The following is a 12,633-nucleotide window of genomic DNA, read 5'->3' as shown; positions in this document are numbered from 1 at the left end:
CCGGGAACCGGTGGCGGGCTGGAGCAGGCGCCGGTTCGTCGGGGCCGTGGCGGGCGCCGCCGCCGTGGTGGCGGCGCCCGCCACGGCGGCCGATCCGCCCGCGCCCGCCCCGCCGGCCGCTCCGCCTCCGCGGACCGGTGAGCGCACGGCGGTCCGGCCGTCGCACGGGGCGGACCGCCCCCGCCCGCTGTACGTGGGCACCTACACCTCCGTCGAGGGCGGCGGGGCCGGCGTCGCACTGGCCGAGTACGACCCGGGGACCGGCCGGATCACCGGCACCGGGACGCTCACCGGCGTTCCCGACCCGTCGTACCTCGCGGTCCACCCGGACGGCCGCACGCTGTACGCGGTCGACGAGCGCCAGGAGGGCGCGGTCACCGCCGTCCGCCTGGCCGACCACAAGGTCCTGGGCGCACGCGCCACCGGCGGGGCCGGCCCCTGCCATCTCTCGGTCCACCCCGGCGGCCGCTGGCTGCTGAGCGCCGACTACGGGTCGGGCAGCGTCGCCGTGCACCCCGTCGGCGCCTCGGGCGCGCTCGGCGAGCGCACCGACCTGGTCACGCACACCGCCCCGCCGCCCGGCCCCGGCCAGCAGGGGCCGCACGCGCACCAGTTCGTCACCGCGCCGGACGGCGGCCATGTGCTCGCCGTCGACCTCGGCACGGACACCGTCTACAGCTACCGCCTCGACGAGAAGCGGGGCACGCTCACCGAGGTGGCCCGGGCGCGGACCAGGCCGGGCGCGGGCCCGCGCCATCTGACCTTCCACCCCGGCGGCCGCCACGCCTACCTGGCCAACGAGGTGGACGACACGGTCGCCGTCTGCGCCTACGATCCGCCCACCGGCCGCCTGACGATCGGCGACCCGCAGCCGACGGGCTCGTCCGGGGGCACCAACTACCCGGCGCAGTTCCTGGTGACCGCGGACGGCTCCTACGCGTTCCTCGCCAACCGCGGCCACAACAGCCTCGCGCGGTACGCCGTCGAGGACTCCGGGGCCCGGCTGCGGCTGCTCGGCACGGTGCCGGTGGCCGGTGACTTCCCGCGGCAGATCGCGTTCTCGCCGGACGGCCGGCTGCTGTTCGCGGCGAACCAGCGCTCCGGCACGGTCAGCGTGTTCCACGTGGACGCGTCGAGCGGCGGACTGCGCCTGGCGGGTGAGCCGTTCGCGTCACCCGTCGCCGTCTGCGCGCTGCCGCTGTAGGGCGCGGGGGCGGACGGCGGCGCTCGCCCGGGCCAGCAGTGCGTGCATCCGCTCGGCGAGCTGGGCGACGTCGTCGGCGGGGGTGTGGAACGGCAGCCGTACGTCGGCCTGGGTGCGGGCCCGTTCGACGCGCAGGGTGAGGCCGTGCCGGTCGACGGCGAGCGGCACCACGCGGATCGCGGCGTGCAGGCTCTCGGGGCGCACGAGCCGGGTGAGCCGTTCGACGGCGTCCGGGTGGGCGCCGGCGAGGTGGGTGAGCAGCCGGGCCTCCGCGCCGGCGAGCGGGTCGGGGCGGGCGGCGGCGAACTCGTCCGGGTCGACGGACACCGAACCGGACGGCTGCCACAGCACCGCACGGGTGGGCCGCAGGAGCAGCGAGTCGCCGACGGGGGTGAACCAACCGGCCAGCCGGAGGCGGGACCGGATCCGCCGGCGCACCGGCACCGGGGCCGCGTCGGCGAACTCGACGACGGCGGTCGGCTCGCCGCGCGGGGCGCACAGCGCGGCCGCGGCCAGGGCGCTGTCCTCGGGCACGTCCAGCAGCACTCCCCCGTCGGCGGTCACGCGGTGCGCGCCGACGTACTCCTCGCGGGCGCCGTCCGCCGTCACCGCGCACGACCACGCGGCCGCCGCGACCGACCGCGCCCGCTGCGCCGCGCCGGGTCCGGCCGACCGGTCCTGGATGTCACCCATTCCCTGCCTCCTTAGGTAAGCCTTGCCTAACCTATCGAAGATCCGAGCGCGCGCCAACCACGCCTCGGCAGAGGGTGCGTCAGGCGATGACTCCCAGGAGCGCCCGGGCGCACAGGTCGCGGACCTGGTCCCGGGCCGGTTCGCCGTCCCGCAGCCACTCCAGGCAGACGGCGGTGGTGAAGGCCAGCCAGCCGCGCACGGCGAGCCGCACCCCGGGGGCGCCCTCGAAGGCCGGCCCGAACTCGGGGTCCACGGCCAGGGCGGCCAGGATCTGCCGCTCCTGGGCGGCGAGGGCCCGCCGGTAGACGCGGCGCACGGCCTGGTCGCCGGCCGCGTCGGCGCGGTGGAAGGCGCGGAAACCGTGCGCGTGCGCCTGGACGTAGGCGAGATAGGTGTCGAGGCCGGCGAGGAGCTGGTCGCGCACCGGCACCCCGGGCACGGCCGCCGTCATGCGCAGCATCCGCTCGCTCTCGCGCTCCACGACCGCGGCGAAGAAGTCCCGCTTGTTCGGGAAGTAGTGGTAGAGCAGCCCGCGGGAGACCCCCGCGATCTCGGCGACCCGCTCGATCCGGACCTCGTCGTACGGGCTCTCCGAGAACAGTCTCGCGCCGACCGAGAGCAACTGCTCGCGGCGCTCCTCGGTGCTGAGTCTGCGCCGGGCGCGTTCCCCCTGGTTCGCGGGCATGCCGTCACTTTACTTGACGCCGGTTCAACAAGCGGCCCACACTGGAACCCGTTATTGAACCCACGTACAACACGCGCGGCGCAGGTTCAACCATCCGCTGGGTCAAGGGAGATCGCGTCATGGCGGAGACGACGGACGCCGGGCTGCCCAAGGGCTTCCGGGGCGCCGAGCAGGGCTGGCCCGAGCTGCACCGCATCCCCCACCCGCCGCGCCGGCTGCCCCTGCTCGGCGACGTGCTCGGCGTCGACCGGCACCGGCCGCTGCAGGACTCCATGCGCTTCGGCCGTGAGCTGGGCCCGGTCTTCCGCCGCCGGGTGTTCGGCAACGAGTTCGTGTTCCTGTGGGGATCACGGCTCGTCGCGGACCTCGCCGACGAGTCCCGGTTCGCCAAGCACGTCGGCCTCGGGGTGGCCAACCTGCGCCCGGTCGCCGGGGACGGGCTGTTCACGGCGTACAACCACGAGCCGAACTGGCAGATGGCGCACGACGTGCTGGCGCCCGGCTTCAGCCGCGAGGCCATGGCGGGCTACCACTCGATGATGCTGGCGGTGGCGGAGCGGCTGACCGGCCACTGGGACCGCGAACTGGCGGCCGGCCGCACGGTGGACGTGCCCGGCGACATGACCAAGCTGACCCTGGAGACGATCGCGCGCACCGGGTTCGGGCACGACTTCGGCTCCTTCGAACGGGACCGGCCGCATCCGTTCGTGACCGCGATGGTCGGCACGCTCAGCTACGCGCAGCGCCTGAACAGCGTGCCCGTGCCGCTGGCGCCGCTGCTGCTGCGGGGCGCCTCCCGGCGCAACGCCGCCGACATCGCCCACCTGGACCGCACGGTCGACGAGGTCGTGGCGGCCCGGCGGCGCTCGGGCGGCGGCGACGGGGACCTGCTGGACCGCATGCTGGACACCGCGCACCCGGAGACCGGGGAGCGGCTGTCCGCCGAGAACGTGCGCAAGCAGGTGATCACGTTCCTGGTCGCCGGCCACGAGACCACCTCGGGCGCGCTGTCCTTCGCCCTGTACTACCTCGCCCGGCACCCGGAGGTCGCCGCCCGGGCCCGCGCCGAGGTGGACCGCGTCTGGGGCGACACCCCGGAACCGGGCTACGAGCAGGTCGCCAAGCTGCGCTACGTGCGCCGGGTGCTGGACGAGTCGCTGCGGCTGTGGCCGACCGCGCCCGCCTACGCCCGCGAGGCCCGGCAGGACACGGTGCTGGCCGGGGAGCACCCGATGCGGCGCGGCGCGTGGGCGCTGGTCCTGCTGCCCCTGCTGCACCGCGACCCGGAGGTGTGGGGCGAGGACGCCGAGCGGTTCGATCCGGACCGCTTCGAGGCGGGCGCCGTACGGGGCCGTGCCCCGCACACCTTCAAGCCGTTCGGCACCGGCGCGCGGGCCTGCATCGGCCGCCAGTTCGCGCTGCACGAGGCGACCCTCGTCCTCGGCCTGCTGCTGCGCCGCTACGACCTGCGCGCCGACCCCGCCTACCGGCTCCGGGTCACCGAGCGCCTGACGGTGATGCCGGAGGGACTGCGCCTGCGCCTGGAACGCCGGCCCGCGCCGGCCGCGGCGACACCGGCCCCGGTCACCGTCCCCGACGACGGCCCCGGCGCGGCCGCCCGCTGCCCGGTGAGCGGCACGGGCGCCTGAACCCCGCCGGCCGGCACCGGCGCGGCCGGGTCACGAGCGGCGCCGCACCCCCGGCACGGTCGCCCGCGCCTCGGTGACGGGCCCGGCGAGCGCCCGCTGCCCGGCCGGCAGGACGAGCCGAGACCCTGATCCGCGCGGGCCGAGGTCCGGCCGGCCGGCGCCGGTGCGGTCGCGCCGCGAGCGCCGCCGCCGGCCGCCACCGGCGCCGCCCCGCTCAGTCGTCCGCCGCCCAGTGCCCGGGTCGGGTGACCGTCTCCGGAAGTCTGGTGCCCGCGTTGCCGCGGGCCGCGTTCACCTGGGGCTGGGTCAGGAAGAAGGCGCCGGTGAGGTCGGCGTCGGTCAGGTCCGCGTCGCGGAGGTCGGCGCCGATCATGTCGGCCTCCCGCAGGTCGGCGCCGGTGAGGTCGGCCGCGATCAGATAGGCGCCGCGCAGGCTGGCCCCGCGCAGGTCGGCACCGCGCAGCCGGGCCCCGATCAGGTCGGCGCCCCGGCGGTCCTTGGCCCCGCGCTTGCCGCCCTTGCCGTTCTTTCCGGCCTTCCCGCCCTTCCCGGTCTGCGCCGCCCCGCCGGTGGCGCCCGCCCGGGCCAGCTCGCCGGCGCGCAGCAGCAGGACGTTGACCTCCTGCCGGTGGGCGGCCACGTCCAGCCCGGCCAGTTCCTCCGGGGTCCCCCGGGTGAGCAGTTCGGTCCGCTCCAGGGCCTCGCGCAGTCCGGCGTGGACCGGACGGGCGGCCTCCATGCCGAGCGCCTCCGTCAGGTACCGGAGCAGTTCGTGCAGTTGGCGTACGACGGGAAACACCTCGAACATCAGGCGGGCCCGCTCCCCCGAGCCGGTACGCCAGTCCTGCCCGCCGAAGGTCAGCCGCGAGACCTTCTGCCCCGCACCGAAGCAGTCGTAGACCGTGCAGCCGGCGAAGCCCTTCTCGCGCAGGCCCGCGTGGATGCCGCAGCGATGGTCCTCCCGGAGGTTCGAGCACGGCTTCCCCGCGGGCTTGTCGGTCGCGAAGTCCGCGCCGGCGGTGAAGGGCAGGGCGACACAGCACAGCCCGAAGCACTGGGCGCAGTCGCCGCGCAGCTCGGCGAGGTCGGGTATCTGATCCGGCATGGCGTCCAGCCTACTGACCTGCGCGGTCCGCGGGACGTACGGCCCGGCCCGGCGGCCCGCGCAGGGTCCACGGCTCAGTCCGCCGGCGCCGGCAGGTCCAGCCGGGCCAGGCGCTCCGGGTCGGCGAGGATGTACAGGCCGGTGATCAGGCCGTCGGCGACCGTGAACGCCGTGACCGAGACCGGCCGCCCCCCGGGCGCGGTGACCAGGCCCACCGCTCCGTTGACCAGCACCGGACGGGCGTGCGCGGCGAGGTGGGAGAACATCGAGGCCTGCTCGGCGACCGTGCGGGCCCCGCTGACCGCCTTGGACCCGCCCACGCCCCGTACCAGGACTCCCGCGTCGGCGCGCAGCGCCGCGTCGGGGTGGAGCAGGGCGAGCAGCGCCTCGAAGTCGCCGCCGCGGGTGGCGGCCAGCCAGGCGTCGACCACCTGCCGCTGGCGGCCGAGGTCGGGGTCGGCGGAAGGGCCGGCGCCCTGCACCCGGCGGCGGGCCCGGCTGGCGAGCTGCCGGGTGGCGGCCGGGCTGCGCTCGACGATCGCGGCGATGTCGTCGAACGGCACGGCGAACATGTCGTGCAGGACGAACGCCAGCCGTTCGGCCGGTTCCAGCGTCTGGAGCACCACGAGGAGCGCCAGCCCGACCGAGTCGGCCTCCAGCACCTCCTTCTCGGGGTCCGTCGCGCCGAGGGGCCGGACCACCGGATCGGGGACGAACGTGTCGTCCATCGGCTCCTCGCGGCGCGCGGTGCGCGAGCGCAGCATGTCCAGGCAGACCCGGCCCACCACAGTGGTCAGCCAGCCGCCGAGGTTGCGGATCTCCTCCGCGTCGCCGCGGCCGAGCCGCAGCCAGGCCTCCTGGACCGCGTCCTCCGCCTCGGTGAGCGAGCCGAGCATCCGGTAGGCCACCGCGCGCAGGTGCCCCCGGTGCTCCTCGAAGCGCTCGGCGAGCAGGTCGGTGATGCCGTTCATGGGGTCCCCGTTCGTCCGGTGCCGGCGGGGCGCCCGCACCTGCTCCGCCGGGGGCGGCGGCAGCGGTCCCGGTGATCGCCGGCAAGCCCTGGCCGCAGACTATGCCGCCCGCCCGCCGCCGCGACTCCTTTTACGCCGCGCCCGGTTGGCTCACACCTCGTCGCGGGCCAGGGCGAGCAGCCGGTCCAGCACCCGCGGCGCCCCGACGCGCAGGCCGTCGTGCTCGTACTCGTCGGTCACCCAGGTCCGCAGCCCCCGCACGGCGCGGGCGGTGCGCAGGGAGTGGGCCGTGTCCACGTACATGTCGTCGTGGTAGACGGCCGCGGCGACCGGGACCTCGTTGGCGGCCAGCCGGGCGGGGTCGTACAGGGGCTGCCAGTCGGTGCGGGCGGCGAGCAGCTCGGCGGTCTCCCGCAGCGGGCGCAGCGCCGGGTCGGTCTCGAACGTCCAGGGGTGCACCGTCTCGCCGGTGAACAGCACCGGGGCGTCGCCGGCGAGTGCCTTGGCCGCGTCGAACTGCGGGAACTCGGCGCGGACCCGCTCGGCGGCCCAGGCGGTGGGGCGGGCGTCCTGGCCGTAGGTGGACTCGTGGACGAGCGCGTACAGCGGGTGCCCCGCGTACGACAGCAGGCCGCGCACCTGCTCCTGGAAGGCGTCGGACAGCTCCGGGCCGCCCGGGGTGCGGACGAACGCGTCCTCCAGGAGGAAGTGCAGCCGGTGGCTGCCGTCGCTCGTGCCGAGCATCAGGCCGAGGGACTGGAACGCCTCCACGGTGAGCCGGTGGCCGCCGGGCAGGACGACGTCGTGGGTGAGGAGGTGGTCGGCGATGCGCCGGGCCCGCTCGACGTCCTGCGGGTAACGCGCGTAGTGCGCGGCGACCTTGCGCTCGATGCGCGGGTAGGCGGCCCGGTAGACGTCGTCGGCGTGGGCGTCGAGCGAGGGCAGGCCGCCGGTGACGACGGCGGTGTCCATGCCCTCGGGGGCGAGGGAGAGGTACGACACCGTGCAGAAGCCGCCGAAGCTCTGGCCCAGCACGGTCCACGGGGCGCCGCCCGTCAGCCGGGGGCGGATGGCCTCGCAGTCGCGGACGATGGAGTCGGCGCGGAAGTGGGTGAGGTAGTCGGCCTGCTCGGCGGGGCCGCCGCGCAGCGGGAGCGTCTGCCGGGTGGCGGGCGTGGAGCTGCCGGTGCCGCGCTGGTCCAGGAGCAGGACGCGGTAGTCCTTCAGGGCGCGGTCGAGCCAGGCCTGACGTCCGGCGAAACGATTCGCCCCGAAGCCCGGGCCGCCCTGCAGATACAGCAGCCACGGCAGGTCCTGCCCCGCCTTGTCGCCGGCGACGGCCTCACGGGCGTACAGCTCGATGGTCTCGCCGCCGGGCCGGGCGTGGTCGAGAGGCACGGTGAAGCGGTGGTCGGTGAGGACGACACCGGGCTGGCGGTAGCTGGAAGTCAACGGATCTCCCGGGACGGACGGCACGGACGCGTCCCAGTTCAGCACACCGGCGGCCGGGCCGACCCACCCGGATCACGGATTCCTACTGAACCTCCGGTCAGCGGGCGGCGAGACTGGAGCGGCGCACCACCAGCTCCGGCTGGAGCACCACCCGGCGGTGCTCGTGCCGGCCGGCGCCGCCCTCGGTGCCGGCCTCGGTCTCCTCCAGCAGCAGTTCCGCGGCGAGGGCGCCCATGGTGACGGCGGGCTGCCGTACGGAGGTCAGGGGTACGGCCGCGGCCGCGGCGAACTCGATGTCGTCGTAGCCGACGATGGCCAGGTCGTCGGGGACGACCACACCGGCCGCGTACAGGGCCTGGAGCACGCCGAGGGCGAGCAGGTCGTTGGCGCAGAAGACCGCGGTGGGCCGGTCGGCGAGGCCCAGCAGCCGGGCGCCCGCGTCCCGGCCGGCCGCGACGTCCGGCCGCTCGGTGGGCAGTTCGCGCAGGGCGTCGGGACCGAGCCCGGCCTCGGCGAGCGCGTTCAGGGCGCCGGTGCGGCGGTCGCGCACCTGGTTCAGTCCGGGCGGACCGCTGACGTAGGCGATGGAGCGGTGGCCGGCGTCCACCAGGTGGCGGACGGCGAGGGCGCCGCCCGCGACGTCGTCCACGGAGACCGAGCACTCGGTGGTGCCGTCGGCGACGCGGTCGACCAGCACGAAGGGGATGCCGTGCCGGCGGAAGGCCGCGATGTTGCGGCCGGTGGCGTCGGCCGGGGTGAGCAGCACTCCGCGCACCCGCTGCTCGGCGAAGAGGAACAGGTACTCCGCCTCCTCGGCGGCGTTCCGCGCGCTGTTGCAGACCATCACGCCGAGCCCCGCGTCCCGGGCCGCCCGCTCGGCGCCGCGCGCCACGTCCACGAAGAAGGGGCTGCCCATGTCCAGCACCAGCAGGCCCATGATGCGGCTGCGGCCGGCGCGCAGCTGCCGGGCGGACTCGCTGCGGACGTAGCCGAGCCGGTCGATGGCGGACAGGACCCGGGCCCGGGTCTCGCCGGCGACGGTCTCGGGGCGGTTGATGACGTTCGAGACCGTGCCCACCGAGACTCCGGCGGCGCGGGCGACGTCCTTGATACCCACCGACTGGACCATCGGGCTTCGCCTCCAGGGGACCAGGGGTGGCGGGGGAAGGCGCTCACGGGCGCCCGGACACTCGTGCGCTCGAGGGCGCACTCGCGCGCGCAGGAGGGCGGAAGAGCCCTCACATTACCGTCATGACCGGCATCGCGGCCCGGTCCCCGCCCCGGTGCGGCCCGGTCGCCCGGCCGGGTCCGGGGCCGGCCCGGCGGCGGCGGGCGCGGGCCCGCTCGCGGCGGCGGTCACGGCAGGTGGAACACCTCCGTGAGCGGTGTCATCGCCTCGTCGGGCCGGGCGCCGTCCGGCGATTCGAAGAACGGCGCCGTCTCCGCCTGCCGGCGGGCGTCGCGGAGGCCTGCCGGACCTCGGGGCAGCCGGCGCCCGGGACCCGGGCCGAGGTGACGCGCTGCATCCTGGACTCGCCGGCCCTCGCCCACCGCCGGGCCGTCGAGGACGCGCAGCGGATGGCCGGCCGTGCGGTCGACGTCGTGTACGTCGTCGGCGGCGGCACCCGCAACGCGCTGCTGTGCCCCCAGCTCACCGCCGACGCCTGCGGGCTGCCGGTGGTGGCGGGCGCGACGGAGGCGGCGGCCCTCGGCAACGTGCTGGTGCAGGCCCGCAGGCACGGGCTGGCGGCGACCTCGCCGGCATGCGCCGGCTGCTCGCCCGCACCCAGCCGCTGACCCGCCGCACACCCCGCGGCGGCGCGGCCCGCCGGCGGGAGGCGGCGGCGCGGCCCGCCACGCGGTGAGCCGGGCCCGCCGCCCGGCGGATCGCGCCGATTACCCTGCAGACGTCCGACGACCGACACCGAGGAGCCGCGATGCGTGTCGCCCTGTTCCTGACCTGTGTCAACGACACGCTCTATCCGGACACCGGCCGGGCGGTGGTGAGACTGCTGACCCGGCTGGGGGTCGAGGTCGACTTCCCGATGGGCCAGACGTGCTGCGGGCAGGCGCACTACAACACCGGCTACCGGCACGAGGCGGAGCCGCTGGCCCGGCGCTTCGCCGAGGTCTTCGGTGAGTACGAGGCGATCGTCACCCCGTCCGGGTCCTGCGGGGCGATGGTCCGCGAGCTCTACCCGCGCATGGGCGAGCGGGCGCGGGCCGAGGGGCGGGGCGGGACGCTCGCCGCGGTGCTCGCGCCGGTCGTGCCGAAGACGTACGAACTGACGGAGTTCCTGGTCGACGTGCTCGGGGTGACGGACGTCGGCGCCCACTACCCGCACCGGGTGACGTACCACCCGACCTGCCACGGACTGCGCGCCCTCGGTCTCGGCGACCGGCCCCGGCGGCTGCTGAACGCCGTGCGCGGGCTGGAACTGGTGGAGCTGCCGGGGGCCGAGGAGTGCTGCGGGTTCGGCGGCACGTTCGCGGTGAAGAACGCCGAGGTGTCGGCGGCGATGGGCGCGGACAAGGTGCGCAACGCCGAGTCGACCGGCGCGGAGGTGCTGTGCGCGGCCGACAACTCCTGCCTGATGCACATCGGCGGCACGATGAGCAGGCTGCGGACGGACATGCGGCCGGTGCACATCGCGGAGATCCTGGCGAGCACGGAGGAGGAACCGGCCGCATGAGCGGAACGTACCTGGGTATGCCGGCCTTCCCCGAGGCCGCGCGCGAGGCCGTCGGCGACGCCACCCTGCGCGGCAACCTGCGCCACGCCACCCACACCATCCGCGCCAAGCGGGCCAGGGCGGTCGCCGAGGTGTCCGACTGGGCGGAGCTGCGGGAGGCGGGCAGGCGGATCAAGGACCACACGCTGCGCCATCTCGACCGCTACCTGGTCCAGTTGGAGGAGGCGGTGACGGCGGCGGGCGGCACGGTCCACTGGGCCGCCGACGCCGAGGAGGCCAACCGGATCGTCACCGAACTGGTCCGGGCCACCGGCGAGTCGGAGGTCGTCAAGGTCAAGTCGATGGCCACGCAGGAGACCGGCCTGAACGAGGCGCTCGAGGCCGCGGGCATCCGCGCCTACGAGACCGATCTCGCCGAGCTGATCGTGCAGTTGGGCAAGGACCGGCCCTCGCACATCCTGGTCCCGGCCATCCACCGCAACCGGCGCGAGATCCGGGACATCTTCCGCGCCGAGATGGCCGAGTGGGGCCGGCCGGCGCCCGAGGGCCTGAGCGACTCCCCCGCCGAACTCGCCGAGGCCGCCCGGCTGCACCTGCGGGAGAAGTTCCTGCGGGCCAGGGTCGGCGTCTCCGGCGCCAACTTCATGGTCGCCGAGACCGGCACGCTGGTGGTCGTGGAGTCCGAGGGCAACGGGCGGATGTGCCTGACCCTGCCCGAGACGCTGATCTCGGTCGTCGGCATCGAGAAGATCGTGCCCACCTGGCGGGACCTGGAGGTCTTCCTGCAGACGCTGCCCCGCTCCTCGACGGCCGAGCGGATGAACCCGTACACGTCGATGTGGACCGGCACCACGGACGGGGACGGCCCGGACGCCTTCCACCTCGTCCTGCTCGACAACGGACGCACCGACACCCTCGCCGACGAGGTGGGCCGGCAGGCGCTGCGCTGCATCCGCTGCTCGGCCTGCCTGAACGTGTGCCCGGTGTACGAGCGGGCCGGCGGCCACGCCTACGGTTCGGTGTACCCGGGTCCGATCGGCGCCATCCTCAGCCCCCAGCTGCGCGGCATCGGAAGCGAGATCGACGCCTCCCTGCCGTACGCGTCCTCGCTGTGCGGGGCCTGCTACGAGGTGTGCCCGGTCGCCATCGACATCCCGGAGGTGCTGGTGCACCTGCGGGAGCGGGTCGCGCAGGGCGGGCAGGCGGTCCGGGCGGGCAACAAGGTGGTGCTGAGGCCGGCCCGGGGCCACGCCGCCGAGCGGGCGGCGATGCGGGCGGCGCGCTGGGCGTTCGCGCACCCGGGCGCGCTGCGCGCCGGGCAGCGGCTCGCCTCCCGTACCCGCCGGCTGCATCCGCGCACGCTGCCGGGTCCGGGCCGGGCGTGGAGCGGCGCCCGGGACCTGCCGGCGGTGCCGGCCGAACCGTTCCGGGACTGGTGGCAGCGCACGAACGGCGGGAAGGACACGGCGAAGTGAGCAGCAGGGAAAGGATCCTGGGCCGGGTGCGGCGCGCGCTCGCCGACCTGCCCGCGGACGAGCGGCCGTACGAGGAGGCGGTGGCGCGCGACTACCTGCGCGAGCACGGCGACCGTACGGCCGGGCGGACCGTGGAGCTGCTGGCCGAGAACCTGGCGGACTACCGGGCGGTCGTGCACCGCACGGACGCGGCGGGCCTGCCGGGCCTGATCACGCGGCTGCTCGCCGCCCGCGGCTCGGAGCGGGTGCTCGTGCCGCCCGGCCTCCCGCCCGGGTGGCTGCCGGCCACCGGTCCCGCCCTGGTGGAGGACCGCGCCGGGAGTACGGCGCGTGAACTGGACCGGGTGGACAGCGTGGTCACCGGCTGCGCGGTCGCGATCGCCGAGACCGGCACGCTCGTCCTGGACGGCTCCCCCGACCAGGGCCGGCGCCGCATCACGCTGATCCCCGACCACCACGTCTGCGTGGTGCGCGTCCCGGACCAGGTGGTCGCCTCGGTCCCGCAGGCCCTCGGCCGCCTGGATCCCGCCCGCCCGCTGACCTGGATCTCCGGCCCCTCCGCGACCAGCGACATCGAACTCGACCGGGTGGAGGGGGTGCACGGGCCGCGCGCGCTGGAGGTGGTGCTGGTGAGCGGGGCGTGACCGGCGTGCCGGACGCGGTGCGGCCGGCTCCGGGCGCGCATCGCGGGCGCGGAGCCGGCGTC

At 75.9% G+C, this 12,633-nt stretch carries 11 protein-coding genes and 2 pseudogenes; 6 read left to right on the top strand and 7 right to left on the bottom strand.

The annotated features are described in order from the left end of the window. Positions 1-46: 46 nt before the first annotated feature. On the top strand, positions 47-1,204 hold the full coding sequence (locus tag ACFYU0_RS16830) for a lactonase family protein (RefSeq protein ID WP_389301931.1): 1,158 nt from the start codon (positions 47-49) through the stop codon (positions 1,202-1,204). Here the strand turns inward: ACFYU0_RS16830 and ACFYU0_RS16825 are convergent. After that, complete coding sequence (locus ACFYU0_RS16825) at positions 1,172-1,897, bottom strand: DUF2470 domain-containing protein (RefSeq protein WP_351671267.1); 726 nt, start codon at positions 1,895-1,897, stop codon at positions 1,172-1,174. The genes ACFYU0_RS16830 and ACFYU0_RS16825 overlap by 33 nt on opposite strands. 79 nt (positions 1,898-1,976) lie before the next feature. Next, positions 1,977-2,582: a TetR/AcrR family transcriptional regulator gene (locus tag ACFYU0_RS16820; protein WP_351671264.1), complete on the bottom strand. Its 606-nt coding sequence runs from the start codon at positions 2,580-2,582 to the stop codon at positions 1,977-1,979. A gap of 119 nt (positions 2,583-2,701) precedes the next feature. Here ACFYU0_RS16820 and ACFYU0_RS16815 point away from each other — a divergent pair, with 119 nt between their 5' ends. Further along, positions 2,702-4,231: a cytochrome P450 gene (locus ACFYU0_RS16815; RefSeq protein ID WP_389301683.1), complete on the top strand. Its 1,530-nt coding sequence runs from the start codon at positions 2,702-2,704 to the stop codon at positions 4,229-4,231. Positions 4,232-4,445: 214 nt separating this feature from the next. On the opposite strand, the gene ACFYU0_RS16810 is transcribed toward ACFYU0_RS16815, so the two are convergent. The 5 genes and pseudogenes from ACFYU0_RS16810 to ACFYU0_RS16790 all read right to left on the bottom strand — a co-directional run. Beyond that, entirely contained in the window at positions 4,446-5,336 is an 891-nt protein-coding gene (locus tag ACFYU0_RS16810) for a pentapeptide repeat-containing protein (protein WP_389301680.1), read from the bottom strand. A 74-nt stretch (positions 5,337-5,410) separates the two neighbouring features. Next, the gene (gene sigJ, locus ACFYU0_RS16805; RefSeq protein WP_389301677.1) at positions 5,411-6,307 is read right to left on the bottom strand and encodes an RNA polymerase sigma factor SigJ; all 897 of its coding nucleotides are present in this window, start codon (positions 6,305-6,307) and stop codon (positions 5,411-5,413) included. 150 nt (positions 6,308-6,457) lie between these two features. Further along, the gene (locus ACFYU0_RS16800; protein ID WP_389301675.1) at positions 6,458-7,759 is read right to left on the bottom strand and encodes an alpha/beta fold hydrolase; all 1,302 of its coding nucleotides are present in this window, start codon (positions 7,757-7,759) and stop codon (positions 6,458-6,460) included. A 97-nt stretch (positions 7,760-7,856) separates the two neighbouring features. Beyond that, positions 7,857-8,888, bottom strand: a complete 1,032-nt coding sequence (locus ACFYU0_RS16795) for a LacI family DNA-binding transcriptional regulator (protein ID WP_389301672.1) — start codon at positions 8,886-8,888, stop codon at positions 7,857-7,859. Between the two features lie 227 nt (positions 8,889-9,115). Beyond that, a pseudogene (locus ACFYU0_RS16790) lies at positions 9,116-9,220 on the bottom strand (L-rhamnose mutarotase); the annotation flags it as partial. Between ACFYU0_RS16790 and ACFYU0_RS16785 the strand changes: the two are divergent. From ACFYU0_RS16785 to ACFYU0_RS16770, 4 genes and pseudogenes are all read left to right on the top strand, one after another. Further along, a pseudogene (locus ACFYU0_RS16785) lies at positions 9,203-9,624 on the top strand (FGGY-family carbohydrate kinase); the annotation flags it as partial. The pseudogenes ACFYU0_RS16790 and ACFYU0_RS16785 overlap by 18 nt on opposite strands. A gap of 72 nt (positions 9,625-9,696) precedes the next feature. Further along, positions 9,697-10,452: a (Fe-S)-binding protein gene (locus ACFYU0_RS16780; protein ID WP_351671246.1), complete on the top strand. Its 756-nt coding sequence runs from the start codon at positions 9,697-9,699 to the stop codon at positions 10,450-10,452. Beyond that, entirely contained in the window at positions 10,449-11,927 is a 1,479-nt protein-coding gene (locus tag ACFYU0_RS16775; RefSeq protein WP_389301669.1) for a LutB/LldF family L-lactate oxidation iron-sulfur protein, read from the top strand. The genes ACFYU0_RS16780 and ACFYU0_RS16775 overlap by 4 nt, the downstream gene beginning before the upstream one ends. Beyond that, positions 11,924-12,571, top strand: coding sequence for an LUD domain-containing protein (locus ACFYU0_RS16770; protein WP_351671240.1), 648 nt, complete (start codon positions 11,924-11,926; stop codon positions 12,569-12,571). Before ACFYU0_RS16775 ends, ACFYU0_RS16770 begins: the two co-directional genes overlap by 4 nt. Positions 12,572-12,633: the final 62 nt, after the last annotated feature.

The sequence above is a fragment of the Streptomyces sp. NPDC003720 genome (genome assembly GCF_042875075.1).
Classification (GTDB): domain Bacteria; phylum Actinomycetota; class Actinomycetes; order Streptomycetales; family Streptomycetaceae; genus Streptomyces.
The sequence above is the reverse complement of the archived record's forward strand: the minus strand, read 5'-3'. Positions and strand labels throughout refer to the sequence as shown.